Annotated in this window: 20 protein-coding genes and 1 riboswitch; of the genes, 7 read left to right on the top strand and 13 right to left on the bottom strand. The window is 69.4% G+C overall.

The window, feature by feature from the left end; all coding sequences use genetic code 11:
• Positions 1 to 97 precede the first annotated feature (97 nt).
• On the top strand, positions 98 to 1,882 hold the full coding sequence (locus LY41_RS09525; RefSeq protein WP_253863507.1) for an ABC transporter ATP-binding protein: 1,785 nt from the start codon (positions 98 to 100) through the stop codon (positions 1,880 to 1,882).
• 185 nt (positions 1,883 to 2,067) lie between these two features.
• On the opposite strand, the gene LY41_RS09520 is transcribed toward LY41_RS09525, so the two are convergent.
• The 5 genes from LY41_RS09520 to typA form a co-directional block, all read right to left on the bottom strand.
• The gene (locus tag LY41_RS09520) at positions 2,068 to 2,994 is read right to left on the bottom strand and encodes an ABC transporter permease (protein ID WP_253864062.1); all 927 of its coding nucleotides are present in this window, start codon (positions 2,992 to 2,994) and stop codon (positions 2,068 to 2,070) included.
• A 1-nt stretch (position 2,995) separates the two neighbouring features.
• The gene (locus LY41_RS09515) at positions 2,996 to 4,012 is read right to left on the bottom strand and encodes an ABC transporter permease (RefSeq protein ID WP_253863506.1); all 1,017 of its coding nucleotides are present in this window, start codon (positions 4,010 to 4,012) and stop codon (positions 2,996 to 2,998) included.
• A gap of 191 nt (positions 4,013 to 4,203) precedes the next feature.
• Positions 4,204 to 5,964, bottom strand: a complete 1,761-nt coding sequence (locus tag LY41_RS09510; RefSeq protein ID WP_253863505.1) for an ABC transporter family substrate-binding protein — start codon at positions 5,962 to 5,964, stop codon at positions 4,204 to 4,206.
• Between the two features lie 334 nt (positions 5,965 to 6,298).
• Positions 6,299 to 8,260: an ABC transporter family substrate-binding protein gene (locus tag LY41_RS09505; protein WP_253863504.1), complete on the bottom strand. Its 1,962-nt coding sequence runs from the start codon at positions 8,258 to 8,260 to the stop codon at positions 6,299 to 6,301.
• Positions 8,261 to 8,509: 249 nt separating this feature from the next.
• Positions 8,510 to 10,420 (bottom strand): translational GTPase TypA, encoded by a 1,911-nt coding sequence (gene typA, locus LY41_RS09500; RefSeq protein ID WP_253863503.1) that lies wholly within the window; start codon positions 10,418 to 10,420, stop codon positions 8,510 to 8,512.
• Between the two features lie 274 nt (positions 10,421 to 10,694).
• Here typA and LY41_RS09495 point away from each other — a divergent pair, with 274 nt between their 5' ends.
• A complete protein-coding gene (locus LY41_RS09495) occupies positions 10,695 to 10,916 on the top strand; it encodes a hypothetical protein (RefSeq protein WP_253863502.1) in 222 nt (73 codons plus the stop codon).
• A gap of 152 nt (positions 10,917 to 11,068) precedes the next feature.
• Here the strand turns inward: LY41_RS09495 and LY41_RS09490 are convergent, their stop codons facing one another.
• From LY41_RS09490 to LY41_RS09470, 5 genes are all read right to left on the bottom strand, one after another.
• Complete coding sequence (locus LY41_RS09490) at positions 11,069 to 11,554, bottom strand: hypothetical protein (protein WP_253863501.1); 486 nt, start codon at positions 11,552 to 11,554, stop codon at positions 11,069 to 11,071.
• 200 nt (positions 11,555 to 11,754) lie between these two features.
• Entirely contained in the window at positions 11,755 to 12,054 is a 300-nt protein-coding gene (locus LY41_RS09485) for a YciI family protein (RefSeq protein ID WP_253863500.1), read from the bottom strand.
• Positions 12,055 to 12,175: 121 nt separating this feature from the next.
• Positions 12,176 to 12,562 carry a (deoxy)nucleoside triphosphate pyrophosphohydrolase gene (locus LY41_RS09480; protein ID WP_253863499.1) on the bottom strand — a complete coding sequence of 129 codons (387 nt, stop codon included), beginning with the start codon at positions 12,560 to 12,562 and terminating at the stop codon, positions 12,176 to 12,178.
• On the bottom strand, positions 12,550 to 13,926 hold the full coding sequence (locus tag LY41_RS09475; RefSeq protein WP_253863498.1) for a sensor histidine kinase: 1,377 nt from the start codon (positions 13,924 to 13,926) through the stop codon (positions 12,550 to 12,552). The genes LY41_RS09480 and LY41_RS09475 overlap by 13 nt, the downstream gene beginning before the upstream one ends.
• On the bottom strand, positions 13,923 to 14,666 hold the full coding sequence (locus LY41_RS09470) for a response regulator transcription factor (RefSeq protein WP_253863497.1): 744 nt from the start codon (positions 14,664 to 14,666) through the stop codon (positions 13,923 to 13,925). The genes LY41_RS09475 and LY41_RS09470 overlap by 4 nt, the downstream gene beginning before the upstream one ends.
• A 128-nt stretch (positions 14,667 to 14,794) precedes the next feature.
• On the opposite strand from LY41_RS09470, the gene LY41_RS09465 reads away from it, so the two are divergent.
• The 4 genes from LY41_RS09465 to LY41_RS09450 all read left to right on the top strand — a co-directional run bounded on the left by LY41_RS09465 (position 14,795) and on the right by LY41_RS09450 (position 19,385).
• Positions 14,795 to 15,853, top strand: coding sequence for a LolA family protein (locus LY41_RS09465; protein ID WP_253863496.1), 1,059 nt, complete (start codon positions 14,795 to 14,797; stop codon positions 15,851 to 15,853).
• Entirely contained in the window at positions 15,850 to 16,833 is a 984-nt protein-coding gene (locus LY41_RS09460) for an ABC transporter ATP-binding protein (protein WP_253863495.1), read from the top strand. Before LY41_RS09465 ends, LY41_RS09460 begins: the two co-directional genes overlap by 4 nt.
• Complete coding sequence (locus LY41_RS09455) at positions 16,821 to 17,690, top strand: ABC transporter permease subunit (RefSeq protein WP_253863494.1); 870 nt, start codon at positions 16,821 to 16,823, stop codon at positions 17,688 to 17,690. Before LY41_RS09460 ends, LY41_RS09455 begins: the two co-directional genes overlap by 13 nt.
• Positions 17,691 to 18,149: 459 nt before the next feature.
• Positions 18,150 to 19,385 (top strand): HNH endonuclease signature motif containing protein, encoded by a 1,236-nt coding sequence (locus LY41_RS09450; protein WP_253863493.1) that lies wholly within the window; start codon positions 18,150 to 18,152, stop codon positions 19,383 to 19,385.
• Between the two features lie 24 nt (positions 19,386 to 19,409).
• On the opposite strand, the gene LY41_RS09445 is transcribed toward LY41_RS09450, so the two are convergent.
• The 3 genes from LY41_RS09445 to LY41_RS09435 are packed head-to-tail and all read right to left on the bottom strand — an operon-like array spanning position 19,410 to position 23,143.
• Positions 19,410 to 20,426 carry an ABC transporter ATP-binding protein gene (locus LY41_RS09445; RefSeq protein ID WP_253863492.1) on the bottom strand — a complete coding sequence of 339 codons (1,017 nt, stop codon included), beginning with the start codon at positions 20,424 to 20,426 and terminating at the stop codon, positions 19,410 to 19,412.
• Complete coding sequence (locus LY41_RS09440) at positions 20,427 to 22,085, bottom strand: ABC transporter permease (RefSeq protein WP_372493169.1); 1,659 nt, start codon at positions 22,083 to 22,085, stop codon at positions 20,427 to 20,429.
• A complete protein-coding gene (locus tag LY41_RS09435) occupies positions 22,061 to 23,143 on the bottom strand; it encodes a thiamine ABC transporter substrate-binding protein (RefSeq protein ID WP_253863491.1) in 1,083 nt (360 codons plus the stop codon). The genes LY41_RS09440 and LY41_RS09435 overlap by 25 nt, the downstream gene beginning before the upstream one ends.
• Positions 23,144 to 23,226: 83 nt before the next feature.
• Positions 23,227 to 23,341: riboswitch (TPP riboswitch) on the bottom strand.
• A 184-nt stretch (positions 23,342 to 23,525) separates the two neighbouring features.
• Here LY41_RS09435 and LY41_RS09430 point away from each other — a divergent pair.
• Positions 23,526 to 23,828: a 4a-hydroxytetrahydrobiopterin dehydratase gene (locus LY41_RS09430; RefSeq protein WP_253863490.1), complete on the top strand. Its 303-nt coding sequence runs from the start codon at positions 23,526 to 23,528 to the stop codon at positions 23,826 to 23,828.
• Positions 23,829 to 23,851 lie beyond the last annotated feature (23 nt).

The following is a 23,851-nucleotide window of genomic DNA, read 5'->3' as shown; positions in this document are numbered from 1 at the left end:
CCCGTCCCCCGAACGGCCCATGTCGACTATCCTCGCGCTCACGTCACGTCCACGACCATCGAACGTGGCACCCGAACCCGCACTCGAAGGGCATCCGGTGAGCACAAGAACACAGTCACCGCAGGTAGCCGGCACAACCGGCCCAATCCTGTCCATTTCGGACCTGCAAATCTCGTTCAAGACCGAGGACGGTCCGATCGATGCCGTCAAGGGCATCAGCTTCGACGTCGAACCCGGGGAGATCCTCGCGATCGTCGGCGAGTCCGGGTCGGGCAAGTCCGTGACCTCGATGTCGGTCCCAGGCCTGTTGCCGAAGACATCGTCGATCACCGGCGAGCGCAAGGTCGAGAACCTCGACCTCGGCGGGCTCTCGCCCAAGGAGCTGCGCAAGCACCGCGGCAACGACATCGCGATGATCTTCCAGGAGCCGATGACCGCGCTGAACCCGATGTACACCATCGGCTGGCAACTGCGCGAGTCGCTTCAGGCGCACAACAAGAAGATGTCGAAGGCCGACGCCGACAAGCGGGCCGTCGAACTCCTCGAGCTGGTCGGCTTCCCGGAACCGAACGATCGGATCACACAGTATCCGCACCAGCTCTCCGGCGGTCTTCGCCAGCGCGTGGTCATCGCGATGGCGATCTCGTGCGACCCGAAGATCATCATCGCCGACGAGCCGACGACCGCGCTCGACGTGACCGTGCAGGCGGAGATCCTCGGCCTGCTGCGTCAACTGCGCGACGAGCTCAACACCGCGATCGTGCTGATCACGCACGACATGGGCGTGGTCGCCGACCTCGCCGATCGCGTGCTCGTCATGTACCAGGGCGAGATCATCGAGCAGGCGCCCGTCGCGGAGCTGTTCGCGGACCCGCAGGAGGACTACACGAAACGCCTCCTCTCCTCGGTGCCGGTCCTGGGATCCCGCCCTGCCGGGCGCAGATCCGCCGAGTCGGAATCGCCCGAGGCCGAGCCGGAGATCGCCGACTCGGAGGTCGCGCAGCGCCTCAAGGACATGGAGGCAGAGCTCGCGACCGAGGTCGAGGACGACGCGCCCGCGCTCGCGCTCGACAACCTCGTGCTCGAGTTCCCGGGACGCGGCCGCAAGAACAAGATCCGCGCGGTCGACGACGTGTCGCTGAGCATCCAGCGCGGGGAGATCCTCGGCCTGGTCGGCGAATCCGGGTCCGGCAAATCGACCGTCGGCCGGTGCGCGATCCGGTTGCTCGACCCGACATCGGGCAGTGTGTCCGTCGGCGGCCGGGACATCACGAAGCTGTCGACGAAACAGCTGCGGCCGCTGCGCAGGTACTTCTCGATCGTCTTCCAGGACCCGGCCTCCACGCTGGATCCGAAGATGACGATCGGCGAGTCGATCGCCGAGCCGCTGGTGCTGCACAAGGTGCTCTCCGGCAACGCGCTGACCACGCGCGTGACCGAACTGCTCGACCAGGTGCAGTTGTCCGGCCACTACCGCAACCGCTACCCGCACGAGCTCTCCGGCGGTCAGCGACAGCGCATCGCGATCGCGCGCGCCCTCGCACTCGAGCCGAAGCTGCTCATCGCCGACGAGCCGACGTCGGCGCTCGACGTGTCGGTGCAGGCCAAGGTCCTCGACCTCTTCCTCGACCTGCAACAGCGCCTGAACTTCGCGTGCCTGTTCATCAGCCACGACCTCGCCGTCGTCGACCTGCTGGCCGACCGCGTCGCCGTGATGCGCAAGGGCGAACTGGTCGAGGTCGGCGAACGGGACCAGGTGCTGCACGACCCGCAACACGACTACACCAAGCGCCTGCTGGCCGCCGCCCCGGTGGCCGACCCGGCGCGGCAGCGTGAGCGCCGCGAGGCCTGGGAGGCGGGCCGGTACACGCTCGCCGAGTGAGCAGGTGGGCACCACACACGAAAGGGCGGTTGTCGTTTCCTCGGGAAACGACAACCGCCCTTTTCGTGTCGTTCTTCTTGTACTTCGTAGCGCCGTTCTCGTGCTTCGCAGCGCCGAGGCAGGCGATCTCGGGAGACCGGGTTTCTCCGCCCCGGCCGGGGCGGAGAAACCTCTGGCCCGATTCGTCAGGCCTTCACCTTGCGCTGGCGCGGGTCGAAGGCGTCCCGCAGCCCGTCACCGATGAAGTTGATCGTCAGCGAGATCAGCACCAGGACCGTGAAGGCACCGAAGAACAGCCACGGCCTGCCCTGCATCTGCTCGTAGTTCTCCGAGATCACCAGGCCGAGCGAGGTGTCCGGGATCTGCACGCCCAGGCCGATGAACGACAGCGCGGCCTCCGCGAGCACCGCCTGCGCCACGGCGAGCGTGGCGTTCACCGTGATCGTGCCGACCATGTTCGGTACGAGGTGCTTGAACACGACGCGCCCGGTTCCGGCACCGGACGCACGCGCCGCCTCGATGAACTCCCGCTGCGACAACGACATCGCCTCGGCCCGCGTGATCCTGGCGATCGGCATCCACGCGAACATCGCCAGCACGAGCGCGACGACGTACCAGCTGCCGTCGAAGACCCGCACCATGATCGCCGCGGCCGCGATCGACGGCACGATCAGGAAGAGGTCCGTCAGCCGCGAGATCGCGGAGTCGGTGAACCCGCCGAGATACCCGGCGAGCGCACCGAGGACGACACCGATGACGGTCGTCAGGAACGCCACGGTGATCGCGATGAGCAGGGAGAACTGGGTCCCCCTGAGCACCTGGGCCATCATGTCCTTGCCGACCTGGGTGGTGCCCAGCGGATGCTCCCCGCTCGGATCCACATAGGACGAGAAGGACGCGTCGGCGAAGCTGTGCGGGTAGAACAGTGGCACGATGATCGACGCCAGAATGATCAGCGCGAGTACGACCACGCTGCCCATGGCCAGTTTGTGCCGCAGGAACTTCCGCAGCACCATCGTGCCCTGACTGCGGGCCTCCGGCAGTGCCTCGGCTCCGCTTCCGTCGGGGTTCTTGTCACGGCCGGATTCGGAACCGGCCTCGATCGAGTTCAAGTCAGCCAACGCGAATCCTCGGGTCCAGAATGCCGTAAACCAGGTCAGCGATGAGGTTGGCGATGACCACCGAGATGGCGATGACCACGATCCAGCCCATCAGCGTGTTCGGGTCGTTCTTGTTCACGGCCTCGACGAGCACCGAGCCCATGCCGTTCCACGCGAACACCCGCTCGGTGATGATCGCGCCGGTCACCACCGTCACGAAGTTCACCGAGAACAGCGTCGTCACCGGGATCAGCGCGTTGCGGAAGGCGTGCCGCATGATCACGCGGCCCTGCGAGATGCCCTTGGCCTGCGCCGTACGGACGTAGTCCATGCTCATCGTCTCGAGCATCGACGAACGCTGGAACCGGCTGTAGGCGGCGAAGCTGATGAACATGATCGACAGGGTCGGCAGCAACAGCCCACCGATGTAGTTGATGATCGAGTCGAAGAACCCGTCACCACTGAGCGATTCGGGGCTCGTGGTCTTGAGGAACGGATTACCGAGCCAGGAGTCCCACCCCATATCGGTGATCATCACGTTCAGATCGATGCCGTACATCTTCAGCACGATCGCGACGCAGAAGATCGGCATCGAGAAGAAGATGAACGCCATCGTCGTGGCGATGTAGTCGATCGGCGAGTACTGCTTCACCGCAGCGAGCACGCCGACGGCCACACCCAGCAGCACCGCGATGATCTCTGCGGCCAGGATCAGCTGGATCGTGACCTCGAAGGCACTCATGACCTTCGGAAACACGGGCTGCATGTTCGAGCCCTGGGCGATGGAGATACCCCAGTCGCCGGTGAGGAAGCCACCGAGCCAGTCGAAATAACGCGGCACGATGCCCTGATCGAGCCCCAGCTGCCGCGACAGCTGATCGATCGCCTCCTGACTCACCCCTGGTTGCGTTCTCAGTTCGCCGAGAGGATCACCCGCGGCCGCGACCATGCAGAAAACCAGGAAACTTCCGATAAACAGGATCGGAATCGAAATCGCCAATCGGCGAAGAATGTAGACAACCAGGTTCAACGACTTGCTCCTAGTCCGAGCCCTGCCCGGAATCATGCGCTACTGCTCGCGCCACGATAGTGGTTCTCAGCGCAGAGTGAACAGGTACTTACGTCGGCCGTCGGGGGCCGGACGATCGGTCCGGCCCCCGACGGTCACGTCAGCGCGATCGAGTGCTCACGGCACTGTCGGCGGACAGAGATGCCGAGTGACTACTCGGCGGCCTCCCACTCACCGACGTTCCACAGCGCACCGTTGTAGGACTGCATGTACACCCGGTCGATGCCGCGGAAGCCCCACATCGACGGCGTGGCGAACAGCGGGAGCGTCGCGTGCTCGTTCGCCAGCGCCTCGTCGGCCTCCACGTAGTGCTCGCGGGCCTCGTCCTCCGTGGTCGAGTCGACCGCCGCGTCGTAGGCCTTGTCGACCTCGTCGCTCTCCAGGCCCTGCCAGTTCTGGCCGCCGTCGGAGGAGTAGAGCCCCTTCTGCGTGGTCTTGAACGGCTCCGAGGACCAGCCGAACAGCGCGACGTCGTAGTCACCCTTGTCGACCCGGCCCGCGAGGAAGTTGGCGTCCTGGTCGTCGACGACCTCGATACCGGCCTTCGACGCCGCCGACTGGATGATCTCGACGGTCTGCTTCCGGCGATCGTTCTCGTTGTGCGAGATCTCGATCGAGAAGCGCTCACCGTTCTTGGCGTAGATGCCGTCGTCGCCCTTCTCCCAGCCGCCGTCCTGCAGGATCTGCTCGGCCTGCTCGGCGCCCTGGCCCGCCTTGTCGCTGTAGCGGTCCTCGTAGCCGTCTTCACCCTGGAAGAACACGATGCTCTGCAGGACCTCGGCGTCCGGCTGGACGCCCTTCAACAGCTTGTCGACGATCTCCTGCCGCGGCACGACCGCGAAGAACGCCTTGCGGGCGGCCTCATCGGCGAAGAGGCGATCGAAGTTCAGATCCAGGTGCTCGTAGGTCAGCTGCGGCGCGGAGCCGTAGGTGACGCCCTGGGACTCCAGGTTCTGCATCGTCGTGGCGGCCGTGGAGTCCGGCTGGGTCGACGCGGCGACGTTGATCTCGCCGTTCTCCAACGCGGTGGCCATGGCCTGCGTGTTCGGGATCGTGCGGACGGTGACCTCCGTGGGGCCGCCCTTGGCGCCGACCCACTCCGGGTTCTTGTCGAGCACGACCCGACCGGAGTTGCGGTTGAAGCTCTTGATCTTGTACGGGCCCGAACCCGGCATCAGCTCGGCGTCGAAGCCCTTCCAGCCGCCTGCCCAGAACTCGGCGACGTCCGAGACGTTCGACGAATCCGGGGTGATCGACGTGATGTCGTCGATTCCGGTCTCCTGCTCCAGGATGTGCGCAGGCAGGATGGCGCCGGAGGAGAACAGGCCCTTGTAGTCGATGTAGGGCTGCGAGAACTCGGCGGTGAAGGTCTGCGCGTCCTGGCACTCGGGCTGGTCGATCAGCTCGTAGCCGGTGCTGGAGGCGACGTTGAACCCGTCGGCCTTACCGGAGTGAGCCAGCCAGGCGAGGTAGAAGTCGGAGCAGTCCCACGCTTCACCGTCGGACCACTTGGCGCCGTCCTTGATCTTCCATTCGACGGTGAAGGGGTCCTCGGAGGTGACCTCGATCGACTCCATGACGTCGCCGTTGGTCAGGACCTTGTTGTTGCCGTCGAGCAGGGTCGGCGCAGCGAGCACCGAGGTCAGCACGTAGTTGTTGTACGAGCTGTTCGCGTCCGCGGTGTCATTGTTGTACGCGGTAAACTGGTCGTCGATCGCGACCGTCACCGGGTCCATCTCAGGCACGTCGGCGAGCGTGAAGACGTCGCCTTCCTGTGCCTTGCCCTCGGCCATGCCCGAGACGTCGCCCGTCGAGCCACCGCCCGAGTTCTCTTCTCCGCCGCCGCAGGCGGTCAGCACGAGAGCCGACACCGCCGTCACAGCCATGGCGGAGATTGCTTTGGATCTCCTCATTCGTGTGCCCTCCTAGCACTGAAGACTCTGCGGTTGTCCGCACCGCAGAGTCCACACCCTCCGGCCGGTCTGGCCGGAGCATATGACACGCCAAGCCACTCGTTTGGCGCATATGCGGAGGAACGCTAGGAAGATGAGGCACTGCGAGTCACCATCTCCCTAGGGATCGTGACCAAAGGGTGACTTCCGCCTAGCGTCCGGACATCCACTTCTTACGTTCGGTAAACATCTGGCACCCGACAAGTGGCTTGTGAAGAGCAATGTAAACCCTGAGGTGGACCCGCGGGTATCGAAACACCGGGAACATGTGCACCCGTCCGGGCGGCGAGTTGGTTCAGTTCTCGCCACGGCTCCACTCGACCGCCGACGCGAACGGCCCCGCGGGCATCGGCGCGGCCCCGATCCCGTCGACGTCGGTCGTCACCGCCATCGTATCGATCGGCTGGAACAACGGGATCGTCACTCCCGCCTCCCACAGCGCCGGTTCAACGGTGCGCAGCGCGTCGTCCAGCGGTTTCGAGCCGGTCAGCGCAGCCACGATGATCGACTGCAGGTCCGGGTCGCAATACGCGGCCGGATTCGCGGGCTGCACCTCGGTGCTGTCCGGGTCACCGCTCTCGCCGGTTTCCGCCCCGTCCGATCCGGTGCCGGAATCGTCCCCACCACCGTCGTTTTCGCCGGTGTCGCTCCCCTCTTGTCCGGAACCGTCGCCGGTCTCGTCCGGCCTACCTTCCTTCGTACTACCGCCGGCAGATTCCGAACTTTCGTCGGGAGTTTCGTCCCCGTCGCCGCCGCCGTCGCCGCCGCCGTCACTGTCTCCGTCTCCGTCTCCGTCGCCGCCTGAGGTGACGAGCGGGACGCAGCCGTAGGCCGACGCGAGCGTCGACGCCGGATCGCCGCTCACCGGACGGCCGACGACGGCGATGTCGACCTGCACCGCACCATCAGAGTTCTCGCCCGGTGCCAGCACGCGGTTGAACAGCTGTCGCGACGACTCCGGAGTCGCGTCCCTGACTTCGATCCCTGCTTCGACGAGCTGACGGGACAGCTCGTCGACCACCGCCGCGAACGGCTGCCGCTCGCCCGGTGCCGCCAGCGCGAGCGACAACGGCCGCCCGTCGCGGGTCCACGTGCCCGCGATGCGCTCGTATCCCGCCTCCTCCAGCAGCCTGCGCGCTTTGCGCGGTTGCGGATGCCGCGGCGACGCCTTCGCCGGCAGGGTCGCGCTGTAGTCGTCGTCCGACGGGGCCAGGGCGTGTGCTCCGGCCCTCTCGTACCCGGACGGGCCGCCCGCGGCGCCGGCCTCGATGAGCTTGTCCCGGTCGATGAGGGCTTCGACGGCTTCCCGTACCTGGCCGTCGGCGAGCGTCGCCACCGGCCGCAGCAACGTCGAGACCACGTAGGGCCGCGGCACCTCCGAGACGGACACGTCGTCGCCGAGCCCGTCGAGGCGCTGCCTGCCCGTCTCGTCGGTGCCGACGACGGCGAGCTGGTCGGTACCGCTGCCCAGCGCGCCGGCGAGCGAGGACGGATCGGTCCGGCGGAGCACGACCCGGTCGACGGCGGCGGGCTCCTCCCAGTACCGCTCGTTGCGTTCGAGGACGATCTCCCCGCGCGCCGAGTCGACCGTCGTGATCGCGAACGGCCCGCCGTAGGCGGGGAAACTGCCGCTCAGTGCGTTCTGCCAGCCTCCGGGCACGTCCTTCATCAGGTGCTGCGGCAACAGGTGGTCGAACAGCGTCCGCCAGCCCGGGTACGGCTCGGAGAACTCGACGTCGACACGCTTACCGCCGTCCGCGGGCCGGATCTCGGAGATCAGCCGGTAGCCCGCGGCCCCCACGACGCCGGGTTGCGACCGCATCGCCTCGTGCAGGTAGACGAAATCCTCGACGGCGATCGGCGCGCCGTCCGACCAGGACGCGTCCTGCCGGATCCGGTACGAGACCGTGAACGGATCGTGGGCGACGACCTCCGCCGACCGCATCAGCCGCTCGTCGAGCACCCGCTTGCCGTCCTCGCCCGGCCGGAAGACCGAGGGCAGCAGCATCGTCGCGAGCGCCTGCGTCGTCGTGGACTGGTCGGCCAGATTGTGCGGGTTGTAGCCGCCCCGGATGGAGTCGACGGCCACCGCGATGTCCGAGCTGTCACCGGGCGCCGCCTTCGACGTCTCCGCGATGGGCGAGCTGACGACCGGCGGGGGCGGCATGTTCGTGCACGCCGTCACCAGCACCGACACCAGCGCGAACACGAGCACGACCGCGTTCCGGCCTGCTCGTCCCCCAACGATCGCGCGCACCTGCCGCTACTCCCTCGCGTGTCGCAACGTCCGGCGCGAAACCCACCACCGGACCGGCTCGAGCCTGCCAGACCGGATGTCAACTCGCGGCAAGGCCACCATTGCCGACGCACGACCGGGTCGAGTGGTTCCCCCGATCGCGGTCCCGCCGTGGCCGACGGCTCCGCGGCCGCCTGCGGATCCGCACCCCGGTGCGTGTCCGGAGTCCCCTCCCGTCCGGACACGCACCACCCGCGGTGGCCGGCTACCTCAGGAGCGGTCGCGGGCCTTCGCGCGCGAGCGCTCCTTGGCCCGCTCCGGGCCGTCGAGGGTCATCTTGCGGACTCGCACGACCTTCGGCGCGACCTCGACGCATTCATCGCTCGAGCAGAACTCCAGCGCCTCCTCGAGACCGAGCTTGCGCGGCCGGGCGAGCCGCTCCAGCTCGTCACCCGAGGAGGAGCGCATGTTGGTGAGCTTCTTCTCCTTGGTGATGTTGATGTCGAGGTCCTCGGCACGCGGGTTCTCGCCCACGACCATGCCCTCGTACACCTCGGCACCCGGCTCGATGAAGAACTCGCCGCGGTCGGCGAGCTGCAGCATCGCGTACGTGGTCACCGGTCCGGTGCGGTCCGCCACCAGCGAACCCGAGTTCCGCGTGCGGATCTCGCCCGCCCACGGGAAGTAGCCCTCGAAGACGTGGTTGGCGATGCCGGCGCCACGGGTTTCGGTGAGGAAGTCGGTGCGGAAGCCGATGAGCCCGCGCGACGGCAGGACGTACTCGAGCTTGATCCGGCCGGTGCCGGAGCCCTCCATCTCCTCCATGCGGCCCTTGCGCGCGGCCAGCAGCTGCGTGATCGCGCCCATGTATTCCTCGGGAGCGTCGATGTAGAGCCGCTCGAACGGCTCGTGGAGCTTGCCGCCCACGGTCTTGGTGACCACCTGCGGCTTACCGACGGTGAGCTCGAAGCCCTCCCGGCGCATCTGCTCGACGAGCACGGCCAGCGCCAGCTCGCCACGGCCCTGGACCTCCCAGGTGTCCGGGCGCTCGGTGGGCAGCACGCGCACGCTGACGTTACCGATGAGCTCCTGGTCGAGCCGCGACTTCACGAGGCGCGCGGTCACCTTGTCGCCGCCGCCGCGGCCCGCCATCGGGGAGGTGTTGACGCCGATGGTCATCGAGATCGCGGGCTCGTCGACCGTGATGCGCGGCAGCGCCTCGGCGTGCTCCGGGTCGGCGAGCGTGTCGCCGATGGTGATGTCGGGGATGCCCGCGATCGCGACGATGTCGCCCGCGGTCGCCTCCTGCGCAGGTACCCGTTCCAGGGCTTGGGTGACCAGCAGCTCCGAGATGCGCACCTGCTGGATTTGGCCTCCCTCGCGGATCCACGCGACCGTCTGGCCCTTGCGGATCTTGCCCGCGTAGACACGCACCAGCGCGATCCTGCCGAGGAAGCTGGAGGCGTCGAGGTTGGTCACGAGCGCGCTGAGCGGCGCCTCGGGGTCGGCCGCGGGCGGCGGCATGTGCTCGAGCAGGGTGTCGAACAGCGGGTCGAGGTTCTCGTTGGCGGGCACATCGCCGTCGGCGGGCCGCTCGAGGCTCGCGCGCCCGTCACGGGCGGCCGCGTAGATCACCGGCATGTTCAGCACGGAGTCCATCGCCTCGTCGGTCATGCCGTCGATGTCGCCCGCGAGCTCGAGCAGCAGGTCGTGGGTCTCCTCGACGACCTCGGCGATACGGGCGTCGCCGCGGTCGACCTTGTTCACCACGAGCACCACCGGCAGGCCGGCTTCGAGGGTCTTGCGCAGCACGAACCGCGTCTGCGGCAGCGGGCCCTCGCTCGAGTCCACGAGCAGCACGACGCCGTCGACCATCGACATGCCGCGCTCGACCTCGCCGCCGAAGTCGGCGTGACCCGGGGTGTCGATGACGTTGATCGTCACCGGTCCGTCCGGGGTGTTGCGGCGGATGGCCGTGTTCTTGGCCAGGATCGTGATGCCCTTTTCCCGCTCAAGGTCGCCGGAGTCCATGATGCGGTCGACCTGCTCGGCGCGCTCGTTGAACGCACCCGACTGGCGCAGCATGGCGTCGACCAGCGTCGTCTTGCCGTGGTCGACGTGAGCCACGATCGCGATGTTCCGGAGGTCTGTCCTGACCTTCTCGGAGGTGAGTGCAGGCACGCGGGAACTCCTGATACGGGAAGAGGATTGGGGCGACCTGCGCCGCCGTAGCGACGCCGGGTCTTTTCCCAGCGTACCGGCCGGGCCGATGTGCTCGGCGCCACACCTCGTGACGGCCGCGGGCAGGCCCGGAGCCCGCCGGGGTAACGCCGCCGGGCGCAGCGCTCGGCCGGGCGTGCGTCGGCGTGCGAGGTGTGGCCAGCGCCACCCTTCACAACAACTGAGGTTGGCCTAACCTAACAGGAGCAACCGACGTCGCCCCTGGAGCGTGCCCGTGGGCAAGAAGCACAAGTCCGGCAAGCACATCAAGGCCAGCACCAAGCTGGCGGTGGCGCTTGCGCAGGAGGACGACGCGAAGTCGGCCGTCCGCGGAATGATCAAGGCCGGTCAGCTGAAGAAGAAGTGCTGCAAGTCGAAGCCGCGGTGCCAGAAATGCCCGGTCATGGCACTGCAGACGGCCAAGACGATGCAGTCGAAGGTGTCCAAGGCCGCATAACCCGGACTCCCTGTTCGCCTCGGCCCGCGTCGGGCCCGACGTCGCCGCCGAGGCGACGTCGGGCCCGACGCGGGCCGACGTCGCCGCCGAGGCGACTGACGGCCATCATCACGTCACCGACGGCCACGCCACCCGTTCGCCTCGTTTCGGGCTCACGCCTGCGGCTCGGAAACCGGTCCGAAGTCCCCAACCGGTGCGTTCAGCTGCTCGACCAACTCAGGATCGGCCCATATGTTGGCCGTGTTGCGCCATTCGTTGATCACCTGCAACACCGGGGCGGGGTTCTGATCGATCCCCTCGGCGGACTCGAGCGTCTCGACCAACTCGACGACGAAAGCCTGCACATCCTCACGAGGCAGGAACCGCACCCACGGGAACGCGGTGGGCACGACCTCCACCAGCAGGCTCCGAGCGCGCTCGTTGTCCCGCATCATCGCCACGAACAGGCTCGTCGTGGCGGACATGACCTCGTGTTCTTCACGCTCGCGCTCTTCGGTCTTGAGCACCAAATCCCCGTCGGCCGCATCCCGCCGACGAATCCGCACGGCACGACCGGGCGCGGCCTCGACCTTGTCCGCAACGCCACTGCTGGCCCGGGACAGCTCGGAGTAGTTCACCTCGGGAAGCACACTCGCCATGAGTTCGATGTTAATTCAGAACTCGCGGGGTGTCGGGTGCGGCGTCAGCGGCAGGTTCCACGACCGCCACACGCCCGGGCGGTTACTCGTCGACATTCACCAGGGCCGCGTCCCGCCGGAACTGCACTCCGAACGGACACCGCCGGTCGTAGCGGCCCGCCCGGGCGGGATCGGTGCCCGCTCGGCTCGTGCGCTCGCGCTCAGCCGGCCAGTAGCTCGTTGATCTCGTGCAGTTCATGACAGGTGCGGCTCGCGGCGAACTCGATGACCTCGTAGGACGCGAGATGCCGGATCGAGAGCGGATCGGAGGCGAGCATCGCGTCGAGCTTCAGCCTCGACATGGGCCGCGTGATCATCACCTCGCCGCGGTGCAGATCCCTGCGCCCCGAGGCGATCAACCGCTCCTGCTCGTACTGCTTGGCGAGCCACTCGGAGTGGTCCGGCAGGGCGTAATCCACGTCCGGTACCGGAGCCGTATAGGTGACCAGTACTACATACATGTCTCCACGGTAGGACCGCCACGCCACCCCCGCAGCGCACCGCAGCAGCCCCGAACCCCCGCCGCGTGTTCTGCACTCAGCACCGCGCGTTCTGCACTCGCTGCCGAAGGAATCCTCACAGTCAGCCGAGCAGCGCCTCGAGGTCCGGGATCAGCACGCGGTCGGCAGGCAGCCAGTCGACCGCAGCCACCTCGTCCACGCCGACCCAGCACAGCGCCTTGTGTTCGACCGCCTGCACGACGGCGTCGCCTCGCAGGACCGCGGAGTGGATCCGGAGCACCGCACCGCCGGGCAGCGGCACGTCCGAGCCGACCCGTTCGCCGACGGTCACCTCGACGCCGAGTTCCTCGCTGCATTCCCGCACCAGCGCGTCGGACTCCGACTCGCCCGGCTCGACGCGACCGCCCGGCAGCTCCCACAGCCCGGCGACGTCGTCGGGATGCGCGCGCTGCCCGACGAGCAGTCTGCCGTCGTCGACGATCGCCGCCCCGACGATCACCCGGTCCATGTCGCCTCCTCGCGCTCGCGATCATGCCTGCGCCAGCTCACCTCGAACCGCGCCCCGCCGTCCGGCGACTCCCCGACGACGACCCGCCCGCCGCGCCTGCGTACCGCCTCGGCCACGAGCGCGAGCCCGAGCCCGGTGCCGCCGGAACTGCGCGCCCGGTCGTCGGAGGCCCGGTAGAAGCGGTCGAACACGTGCCCGCGGTGTTCGGCGTCGATTCCCGGACCGTCGTCGTCGACGACCACCCTCGCCCAGGCGCGGGTGGTGAGCACCGACACGACGATGCTGCTCTCCGCGTGCCTGCAGGCGTTGCGCAGCAGATTGTCCAGCACGAGCTCCACCTCCGACGGAGTGGCCAGCGCCCACGACGACGGCACGAGCGCGCTGACACGCATGTCGGGCGCGTCGGTGCCGATCCGCTCCACCGCCGCACGCGCTTCGGTGACCAGCTCGACCGGTTCGGCGACGGGCACGTCCCCCGCATCCGCGCGGGCGAGCGTCAGCAGGCCGTCGAGCAGGGCGGACAGCCGCTCGGCCTCAACGAGGATGTCGGCGAGCGTCTCCTGCGCGACCTCGCCGTCGGATGCCGCGACGCCGACCTCGGCCTGCACGCGGATGGACGCCACGGGCGAGCGCAGTTCGTGGGCCGCATCGCCGGTGAACCTGCGGAGACGCTCCCCGACCTCGTCGTACCGGGCGAGCAGCTCGTTGAGCTCGGACGCCAGCGCACCGAGTTCGTCGGCGGATCCCGGTTCCGGCAGCCGGGTGCCACTCGGCAGTGCCCGCAGCGACCGGCTCAGCCTGCCGACGCGGCGCAGCGTCGCACCGGTCACCAGCCACGTCACGGCGCCGACCAGTGCCGATCCCGCGACGGCGAGTCCGACGAGCACCCGGCCACCGCCCGCGATCACCGTCGTGGCGCCCGCCAACGGGGCCTGCGCCACCACGAGGCGCTGGGAACCGTCCGGTGCGGTCGCGACGGTGCCCACCCACCGGGTGGGCACTCCGCCGTTGCGGACCGACACCGTCACCGCCAGGCCCGCCTTCAGCTCACCCACATGGTCGTCACCGAGCGCCGGGGGCCCGCCGTCGTCGACGGGCTCTCCCGCGGTGTCGAGCACCCGCACCCGCAGTCCCTCCGATGTCGACGGAGCGGACGGAGCGGTACCCGACTCGACGGCCTGTGCGGACGTCGCGGCCGCCGCCCGCAGGTCGGAGTCGACGCCGTCGAGCAGCCACGGCCCGGCGAGGCGTCCCGCGAACAGCGCGAGCCCGAGCAGGACGGCCGCGGTCACGACCGTGGTCACCGCGGTGATGCGCAGGCGCAGACTCCGCCTGCGCCACCAGTGGCGGAGTGGGCTCGTCACGCGCCCGTCACACGTTCCGACTCGGGGTCGCTCGCGACGTACCCGTGCCCGCGCACCGTCCGCACGAACGCGGTCGCCCCCACCGCGTCCAGCTTGCGCCGCAGATAGCCCACGTACACCTCGACGACGTTGCGCGTGGCGGCCCGCTGGTCACCCCACACCGAGCGCAACAGCTCCTCCTTGGTCACGACGGTTCCCGCCCGGCCCGCAAGCGCCTCGAGCAACGCGTACTCCCTGGGGCTCAGCGGCACCGGTTCGTCGCGCCAGTACACCTCGCGGCGTCCACGGTCGAGCACGAGCGGGCCGATCCGCAGCTGCCCGCGGGCACCTTCGGTGGCGCTGCGCCGCAGCGTCGCGCGCACCTGCGCGACGAGCACGACGAACGAGAACGGCTTCACGACGTACCCGTCGGCGCCGAGGTCGAGACCATCGGCCTGGTCGATCTCCCCGTCCTTGGCCGAGATCAGCAGTACCGGCGTCGTCACCCCGTCCGCACGCAGTCGTTCGAGCACGCGGTACCCCGACAGGCCGGGCAGCATGATGTCGAGCAGTACGAGATCGAACGCCCCGGTGCCGGCGAGGTTCAGCGCCGTCGGACCGTCCGCGGCCACGGTGACGTCCATGCCTTCCGCACCGAGACCACGGCTCAGCGCCTTGCGTACGCCCACTTCGTCGTCGACGACCAACACTCGCGGTTCCACGCCTGCCAGGATGCCGCTTTCGCCACCCGAGCGCGGCATCTCTCAGCGACCTCTCAGCTCGACAGGCGTTCTCAGGCCGGTCTCAGGACCCGTCGCGAAGACTCATCGGTGTCAGGAAACGCCGGTGACTGGGAAACTGGCGACTACCCCGGTGGCGAGGAGGACTCGTGAACACGAAACGGAAAGCGGCGACGGTGGCGGTGGCCGGTACGGCGGCAGGCGCACTCGGCCTGGGCCTGCTGGCGATGCCCGCCGGGGCGGAAAGCGCGCCGGAACTGCCGGAGATCGAAGCGCAGGAGCTGGTCGGCTCGGTGCTGAAGGCACAGCCGCCCGCGATGTCGGGCACGGCGACGGTGGACAACGAGCTCGGGCTGCCGTCGGTGCCGGGAATGCCGGCGCTCGACGCGCAGTCGGCACGAGTCTACTACGACGGCGAGGGCAGGGGCCGCGTCGCGATGGAGCAGCAGTCGAGCGAACTGACGTACGTGCTCGGTGAGCGGGAGTTCTGGTCCTACGATTCGGCGGCAGGCACGGCCACGCGGGCCGAACTGCCCGACGGTGCGCGCGAGCAGCACCGGAACCAGGAGGCGGCGGGCGCCGATCCCTCGCAGGTGGCGACGCAGGTCGTGGACCGGCTCGAGGAGTCGTCGAACGTGTCGGTCGACGGGACGGCGCGCGTGGCGGGCCGTGCGGCGTACGAGCTGGTGCTGACGCCGAAGCCGGACGAGCGCACGCTGGTGCGGGAGGTTCGGGTGGCTGTCGACTCCGAGGAGCGGCTGCCGCTGCGCATGTCGGTGCTGACGCACGGCACGACCGAGCCCGCGTTCGAGGCCGGATTCTCCGAGATCGAGTTCGGTCCGCAGCCGGAGCGACTGTTCGAGTTCTCGCCGCCGGAAGGCACCGAGGTGACCGAACGCGAACCGGGCCGGAATGGCGGACCGCAGCACGGCGGGGACGCCGAAGGGCCGGAGTTCGACGTCGCAGGAGACGGCTGGGACACGGTCCTGCTCGGGCGCATTCCCTCGGAGATGCGTGAGGGCGCCGAAAGCAACGGCACCGACATGACCGGCATGCTCGAGCGGTTCGGCAAGCCCGTGCAGGGTGAGTTCGGTTCCGGGCACGTCGTCGAGACCCGGATCGGCACCGCGCTGATCACCGAGGACGGGCGGATCGCAGCGGGCGCCGTGCCCGAGCAGGTTCTGCGGCAGGCACTGGAGAACCGGTGACCGCGCAGGCCGAGTCGGCGGTGGCGGGTCCTTCCCCGGAAGGGCCCGCCACCGCGGCCAGCACCCGAGGGCTGCGCAAGACCTACGGCCGGACGGTCGCGGTCGAGCACGTGGACCTCGATGTCCCCGAGGGTGCGGTGCTGGGCATGCTCGGACCGAACGGCTCGGGAAAAACGACCACGATCCGCATGCTGCTGGGCCTGGTGCAGCCCACGGACGGCGACGTCCAGCTGCTGGGCCACCCCATGCCGGACCGGGCGGCCGAGGCGCTGCCGGACGTGGGGGCCCTCGTGGAAGGTCCCGGATTCCACCCGTTCCTGTCGGGCAGGGAGAACCTGCTGCGCCTCGCGGCCGCCGAACCCCGGCTGACATCCGGCCGGATCCCCGCGGCGGTCGACGAGGCACTCGAGCGGGTCGGGCTGACCCGTGCGGGCGGGCGCCGGTACCGCGGCTATTCGCTGGGTATGAAACAACGGCTGGGACTGGCTGCCGCCTTGCTCGTGCCGCGCAGACTGGTGATGCTGGACGAACCGACCAACGGCCTCGACCCCGCGGGGACGCGGGAGATCCGGTCGGTCATCGCCGACCTGCATCGCGACGGCGTCACGGTGCTCGTCTCGTCCCATCTGCTCGCCGAGGTCGAGGCGACGTGCACACACGTGGCCGTGATGAACGAGGGGACACTCGTCGCACAGGGCGATCTGACGGAACTGCTCGAATCCGAGTCTCCCGCACTCGAAGTGTCCACAACGGATTCGGCAGCGGCGGTGACGGCGTTGCGTGCGGCGCACTTGAGTGCTCGCCCGACACCGGACGGTGTGCGCGCCGAACTGACGCGGGCCACCGCACCCGACGTCGTCGCGACACTCGTCGACGCGGGCGTGCCGGTGTACGAGGCGCGGCGCAGCCGCACCGGGCTCGAAGACCTGTTCGCCCGGCTGACCCAGGACAGTGAGGAGGCGCCGACATGGAGGTCATGACGGAACCGGCTCGGCGCACGGCTCCCGTGTCGCGGCTAGTGCGGGCCGAACTGCGCTGGATCTTCCGCAGGCCGCGCACGCTCGCCGTACTCGGCCTGCTCGGCGTGATCCCGGTGATCATGGGGATCGCGCTGGCGGTGGCCGACCCGACGGGATCCTCGTCGCCCGGCGAAGGCCCCGGTGCCGGTGAGGGCGGCGGCCTGTTGGCGACGGCTGCGGGCAGCGTGCTCGTCCTGCCGATCGCAGCACTGACCATGACACTGCGGATGCTGCTCCCGCTGGCGGCCGCGATGGCGGGCGCGGACGCGCTCGCCGGCGAAACGGCCACCGGAACGCTGCGCGGCTGGCTGCTCGCTCCGGTCAGCAGGGGCAGACTACTGCTGGTCAAGGCACTGGGCGTCGCCACGTTCACGCTCGTGGCCGCCACCATGATTGCGGTGACCGGCGCCGTCACCGCGCTCGTCCTCAACGGAGCGGACACGCTGTACACGCTGTCTGGCACGACGCTGTCCATTCCGGACGCACTCGGCCGCATCGCACTCGCCGTGGGCTGGGTGACGCTGCAACTGTGGGCGGTCGGCGCGGTCGCACTCGCGATCTCGGCGTTCACCGAACACCCGATGGTCGTGCTGGCCTCCGTACTCGGCGGCATCATCGTGTTCACGGTGCTCGGAAGCCTCGACGCGCTGTCGTGGCTGCATCCGGTCCTGCTCACCGAGGCGTGGTGGGCGATCGTCGACGTGTTGCGGGATCCGATTCCCGATGCCGATCTGATCGGCGGTGCCTTGAAGGCCGCGTGCTACCTGGTCATCGGGTTGTCGATCGCCTACGCGCGACTGGTGTCCAAGGACGGTTGATCCGGCTTTTCGACGAGGAGTTCTTCGGCGAAGGATTTTGCGAGGGGTGCGATTCTCGAGTGCGTTCCACTCTCGGGGGTTTCGTCCCTCGCAGTCCGGGATCCGGGTTGAGGGCTTGCAGGTTCCGGGGCTGGGATTCGGGAGAAGGTTTGCGGGCCTCGGGGCCGCTTCGCCGACTGGACTTCGGACTGAAGGCTTGCAAGTGCCGGGGTTTTGTCGCCTCGCCGGCGGGGCAGGTCTCCGGGATGACACCCACTTCGTGTCCTCCCGCCGACCCGGCTTTGTCGGTATCACGCTGCATTCAGGGCGCAAGGTTGCGTTGGGTTGTTCCGGCTGAGTGCACTGGTTGCGCCCTGCCTGCAGCGTGAGGTGGTGGAACCAGGTCGACGGGAGGGCACTCGCAGAAGGTGGGCACTAGTGGGTGATGTGTTTCGATCACGGGTTCGATAGCATAGTGGGGTGACTGGCTCTGGGGTAATTGCGTCGACGGCGACGTCGCTGCGCGGTCGGCGGGCACGGGCCGATGCCGACGAGATGGTGTTCCTCGCCTCGCTCGCCTCCGGCGAGTCCGAGTGGCGCGAGCTGGCCGAGGAACTGGCCCCTGCGCTTCGCGTGCCGCCCGTGGAGGTGGAGAAACGGATCCGCAACGCGCTCGACCTGACCCGGCGAATGCCCGGCATTCTTGCCGCGATGACCCACGGGCAGGTCGAGTTGTACGGCGCCCGCCGGGTCCTGGCCGTGACCGCACCACTGTCCGACGAACACGCCCGCGAGGTGGACGAGTTGCTGGCCGCGAAACTCGCTTCCGCACCGGACACCGCGTGGCAACCCCGCAATCTCGCCCGGCACACCGCCCGCCTGGTCGAACAAGTCGACCCCGACGGACAAGCCGAACGGGCCCGCATGGCACGACACGGGCGACGGATCGAACTCGACCACGGACCCCACGCCCAATCCCGCCTCACCGCCGACCTGCCCACCGACATGGCCTCCGCCTGCTACAGCCGCATCGACGCACTCGCCAGAGCACTGCGCAAACACGGCGAACAGCGCACCCTCGACCAACTCCGCGCCGACATCACCGCCGACCTGTTGCTCGGCAACGACCCCGGCGCTCGAGTGCCCGAAGCGGCCGCGACCGTGTATCTGCACCTGCCCATCGACACCGCCCTGTCCATCTCCGACACCGGCTGCGAACTCGACGGCTACGGACCCATCCCCGCGGTCGTGGCGCGAGAAATCATGACCAACCCCCACAGCACCTGGCGCACCGTCCTCTGCGACCCCGCCACCGGCCAACCCACCGACCTCGGCCGCACCCGACGCCGCCCCACCGCCACCATCCGTGAACTCGTCGTCCGCGCACGCGACCGCGAATGCGTCATCCCCTGGTGCCGCAGACCCGCCCGACACTGCGACCTCGACCACCAACGCGAATGGGCAGCCGACCACGGCCCCACCTCAACCGCCAACAGCGCACCACGCTGCCGACGACACCACCGCATGAAAAACACACCCGGATGGACCACCAGTTACGACCCGCACCACGGCACCACCGCGATCACCACACCCAACGGCACCACCCACACCGGACACCGAGAACCCGTCCTCACACCCCGACCACCACGGCAACCACCACGACGACCGAGCCCACAACCACCATCAGCGCCGCTCCCCGACGAGCCGCCCTTCTAGCAGGCGCACAGGACGTTCCCGCCGCTAACCGACGATCGCCATGCCGCCGGGGTCCAGGGCCAGACGCACCTCGTCGCCGGGCTGCACCGCGTCGGCCATCGTCGCCACAGCATCCACAGTGGACATACCGGGAACCGACTCGGACACGTCGACGGTCACTCGCGTGTGGTCGCGGCGCCGCGCCCGCGCCACCACCTCGCCCGGCACCCCGGTGGAGGCGACACGCAACGCATGCGGGCGCAGCCCGACCGTCACCGTACCGACCCGCGCCCACGGGACCTCGGCCGAACCGAACGCGCAGCTCACACGGCCGTCGGTGACCTCGCCCGGCAACACCGCGGTGACGCCGAGGAAGCGGGCCACGCGTTCGTCGACCGGCGCGCGCCAGACGTCGATCACGTCACCGGACTGCCGAATGCGCCCGTCGTCCAGCACGGCCAGGCGGTCGGCGAGAGTGAACGCCTCCTCCTGATCGTGCGTGACGAGCAGGGTCGTCGCCTTCGCACGACGCAGCACACCGACGAGGTCGAGGGCCAGCGATTCGCGCAGTTCGGCGTCCAATCCGGACAGCGGCTCGTCGAGCAGCAGCAACCGCGGCCGCGGCGCCAGCGCCCTGGCCAGCGCCACGCGCTGCGCCTCCCCACCGGACAGCTCGGTGACCGGCCGCCGCTCGTAGCCCGCCAGGCCGACCAGTTCGAGCAGCTCGGCGACCCGGCGGTCCCGGTCGCCTGCGGGCATGCCCTGCATCCGCGGGCCGAACGCGATGTTGCCCGCGACGTCGCGATGCGGGAACAGCTGGCCGTCCTGGAACACGAGCCCGAAACCGCGCCGGTGCACGGGTACACCCGCGAGGTCGTCGCCGTCCCAGCGGACCGCGCCGGTGGCCGATTCGAGACCCGCGATCGCGCGCAACAGCGTCGATTTTCCCGACCCGGACGGCCCGAGCAGCGCCAGCACCTCACCATCGGCGATCTCCAGCGACGCGTCGCGCACGGCGGGCGTGCGGTCGTAGGTGACGGTCACCCGGTCCACGGTCAGCATTCAGAACTCCCCGACGTCGGCATGCGGCGCCCGCAGGCGGTCGATGACGGCGGCCACACCCGCGGTGACGAGCATCAGCAACGTGCACGCCGCGTAGGCCGTCTGTGTGTTCAGTTCGCCCGGCCTGCTGATCAGCTCGTTGATCGCCACCGGCAGCGTCGGCGCCGCCGGACGGGCGAGGAAGCTCGTCGCACCGAACTCGCCGATCGCGACGACGTAACCGAACGCGGCGGCCGCCGCCAGGGACCGGGCGGCCAGCGGCAGGTCGACCGTCCACCACACCCGCACGGGGGCCGCACCGAGTGTCGCGGCGGCCTGCCGCAGCCGGTCGTCGACCGACCGCAGCACGGGCAGCACCATGCGGATCACCAGCGGCACGACGACGAGCGCCTGCGCCAGCGGTACCAGCAGCGGGGACGTGCGCAGGTCGCCCGGCAGCGCGTCGAGCGTGACGAGGTAGCCGAAGCCGACGGTCACGGCGGACACGCCGAGCGGCAGCATCAGCGCCGCGTCGAGCGTCTCCCCGGCCAGGCGTGCGCCGCGGCCACGGGCCCGCCCCGCCGCCACGAGCGCCACCGCGGCGAGCACCCCGACGATCATCGCCAGCATCGTCGCGTCGAACGCGGTCTGCAGCGAGTTCAGCGCAGCCTCCCAGCCGGTGACGCTCAGCGCGCCGTCGCCGGAACCCGCCAGCGCGCGGTAGCCGTCCAGCCCCCAACCGTCGCGTGTGGACAGCGAACGGAGGACGAGGGCCACGATCGGCGCCAGCAGCCCGGCCACCACCGTGAACGCGGCCCCGACGACCCACCGCTCCCGGCCCGCAGGCCTGCGGGCCGTCGTCACGGGAGCACGCAGCGGTGCGGCGCGCTCCCGCCTGCGCCGCGCCACCCCGCCGACGACGAGCGCGCCGACCACCGCCGCGAGCTGCACCAGCGACAGTGCCGCCGCTCCGGGCAGGTCGAGCAGTTCGACGGTCCGCAGGTAGATCTCGGTCTCGAGCGTGCGATAGCGCCCGCCGCCGAGGATCAACACGACACCGAAGCTCGTCGAGCAGAACAGGAACACCACCGCCGCCGACGACGCGAGTGCGGGCGCGAGCGCAGGCAGGGTCACGGTGCGGAACGCGTGCCACGGCGACGCTCCCAGACTGCGGGCCGCGTCCTCGGCGCGGCGATCGAGGTGCGCCCACAGCCCGCCGACGGTGCGGGCGACGACGGCGACGTTGAAGAACGCGTTGGCCAGCACGATCGTCGCCACCCCGCCACCGGGCCACAGCGCCTTGAACGCCAGCCCCACGACGACCGTGGGCAGCACGAACGGCACCAGCAGGAACGTTCGCACCCACCCCGCCGCGCGCAGCCGCACCCGCGCGAGCAGAAACGCCACCGGCATGCCGGCGAGCACCGCCACGGCCGTCGACGCCGCCGCCTGGCCGAGGGTGAACGCGGCGAGATCCCACGTCTGCGCCTGCGCCAGCGCCGCCGCGACCCCGCCGTCGGTGACGCCCAGCCGCAGGATCGCCACGACCGGCCAGGCGAACAGCACGCCCAGGAACGCGGTCGGCACCGCCGCGAGCGCGACGACACCGAGTCCGCGCACCCGGCCCGCACCCCGGGCGCGCTGCCCGCTCGTGCTCAGCCCTCGGACAGCTCGCGCCACTGCTTGATCCACTGCTGCCGGCCCGCGCTGACCTCGTCGGCGGGCAACTGCGCCGGGTCGTCCGGCAGCGGAGCGGCCTGCTGCCACGAGCCGGGCAGGTCGACGTCGGACCTGGCCGGGTAGACGTACATGTTCTCCGGAACCGTGCGCTGGAACTCCGGCGAGAGCAGGAAGTCGACGACCGTGCGCGCCGCGTCGGGACGTTCGGTGCCCGCGAGCACACCCGCGTACTCGACCTGCCGGTAGCAGGTGTCCAGCAGTGCCTTCGTGCGCGGCTCGCCGTCGTCGCCGATCTCGGCGGCGGGCGACGACGCGTACGACACGACGATCGGACGGGGCCCCTCGCCGGACGACCCGGAGAACTCCTGTGTGTAGGCCTCCGTCCAGCCACTCACGAACTGCGCCCCGCCTTCCTCGAGCTTGCGCCAGTAGTCCTGCCAGCCGTCCTCGCCCTCGGCCGCGACGGTCGCGAGCAGGAACGCCAGCCCCGGCGAGGAGGTCGCCGGACTCGGGGTCACCAGCAGCTCGCTGTAGCGCGGGCGGGCCAGATCGGCGAACGTGCGCGGTTCGGGCACATCGTGGGAGGCGAACCACTCGGTGTCGATGTTGACGCACACGTCACCGACGTCCACGGCCGTCAGCCGGTTGCCGCCCTCGCCGTCACCGGAGCCGTGGTCGCCCGCGTCGTCGAGCGCGTAACGCTGCGGCCCCTCGGAGGCGGCGGGAGCGTCGTACGGGGCGAACACGTCCTCGGCGAGCGTGCGGGAGGCGAACGTCGAGTCGATCCCGTAGGCGACATCGGCCACCGGGTCGGCCTTCGTCAGCACGAGCTTGTTCGCCAGCGCCCCGGCATCGCCCTGGTTGAGCACCTCGATCCGGATTCCCGAGCGGGACTCGAAATCGTCGAGCACCTGCTGCGGAACGGCGAACGAATCGTGTGTGGCGAGTGTCACCGTCTTCGCCGAAGGCTCGTCGTCACCCCCGACCAACGTGCATCCGGTGACGAACAGGGCGGTAGCGGCAAGTGCGGTCAGCTGACTCGAACGGCGCGGCAACATCGGCTCTCCTCATCGACACCGTTCGCCGCGCCTGCCCGCGATCGAAGGCGATGAGGAGGGCAGGCTGCTCGACGTAGGAACGGCTCGAGCGGAGCATGCCTCCCTGCGCCGGCATGACCCGGATCAGGTGCGAACGGTCGTGGGCTCGGCGCCCACCTCTCAGTCCGGCCGGTTCACCGGACTCCCGTGGCTGCGGGCACCTCGACACCGTGATTCCGAAACCCTGTGGTCTCGACACCGTGCGATCTCGACACCGTGTGGTCTCGACACCGTGCGATCTCGATGTCGTGATCTCGACACGGTGCGATCTCGACACGGTGACACGGCCGACGCGCCCGACTGCGGATATGCAGCCTACCCCGCCGGGCACCACCATGGACACATGACGGAGCTACTCACCGATGACCGCATCCAGACTGCACTCGAACACCTTCCGAACTGGCACCGCGACGGCGACGCGATCGTCCGCGAGACGAAGCTGCCGAGCTTCCCCCGCGCGATCGAGGCCGTGAACCGGGTCGCCGAGCTGGCCGAAAGCGCAGACCATCACCCGGATATCGACATCCGCTGGCGCACGCTACGTTTCTCACTGAGCACACACAGTGCCGGCGGGCTCACGGAGAAGGACGTCTCACTGGCAGCCGAAATCGACGGTGCCGTGGACGCCATCACGGAGACCTCCTGACCCCGTCTCATCCGTGCCCTGTG

Origin of the sequence: Prauserella halophila, from assembly GCF_024171895.1 — a bacterium.
GTDB lineage: Bacteria > Actinomycetota > Actinomycetes > Mycobacteriales > Pseudonocardiaceae > Prauserella > Prauserella halophila.
The sequence above is the reverse complement of the archived record's forward strand: the minus strand, read 5'-3'. Positions and strand labels throughout refer to the sequence as shown.

Coding starts and splice junctions, on each gene's coding strand:
- LY41_RS09510 (WP_253863505.1), bottom strand. CDS start 5,964: ATGAGGAGATCCAAAGCAATCTCCGCCATGGCTGTGACGGCGGTGTCG.
- LY41_RS09490 (WP_253863501.1), bottom strand. CDS start 11,554: ATGGCGAGTGTGCTTCCCGAGGTGAACTACTCCGAGCTGTCCCGGGCC.
- LY41_RS09485 (WP_253863500.1), bottom strand. CDS start 12,054: ATGTATGTAGTACTGGTCACCTATACGGCTCCGGTACCGGACGTGGAT.
- LY41_RS09480 (WP_253863499.1), bottom strand. CDS start 12,562: ATGGACCGGGTGATCGTCGGGGCGGCGATCGTCGACGACGGCAGACTG.
- LY41_RS09470 (WP_253863497.1), bottom strand. CDS start 14,666: ATGCCGCGCTCGGGTGGCGAAAGCGGCATCCTGGCAGGCGTGGAACCG.
- LY41_RS09455 (WP_253863494.1), top strand. CDS start 16,821: ATGGAGGTCATGACGGAACCGGCTCGGCGCACGGCTCCCGTGTCGCGG.
- LY41_RS09445 (WP_253863492.1), bottom strand. CDS start 20,426: ATGCTGACCGTGGACCGGGTGACCGTCACCTACGACCGCACGCCCGCC.
- LY41_RS09435 (WP_253863491.1), bottom strand. CDS start 23,143: ATGTTGCCGCGCCGTTCGAGTCAGCTGACCGCACTTGCCGCTACCGCC.
- LY41_RS09430 (WP_253863490.1), top strand. CDS start 23,526: ATGACGGAGCTACTCACCGATGACCGCATCCAGACTGCACTCGAACAC.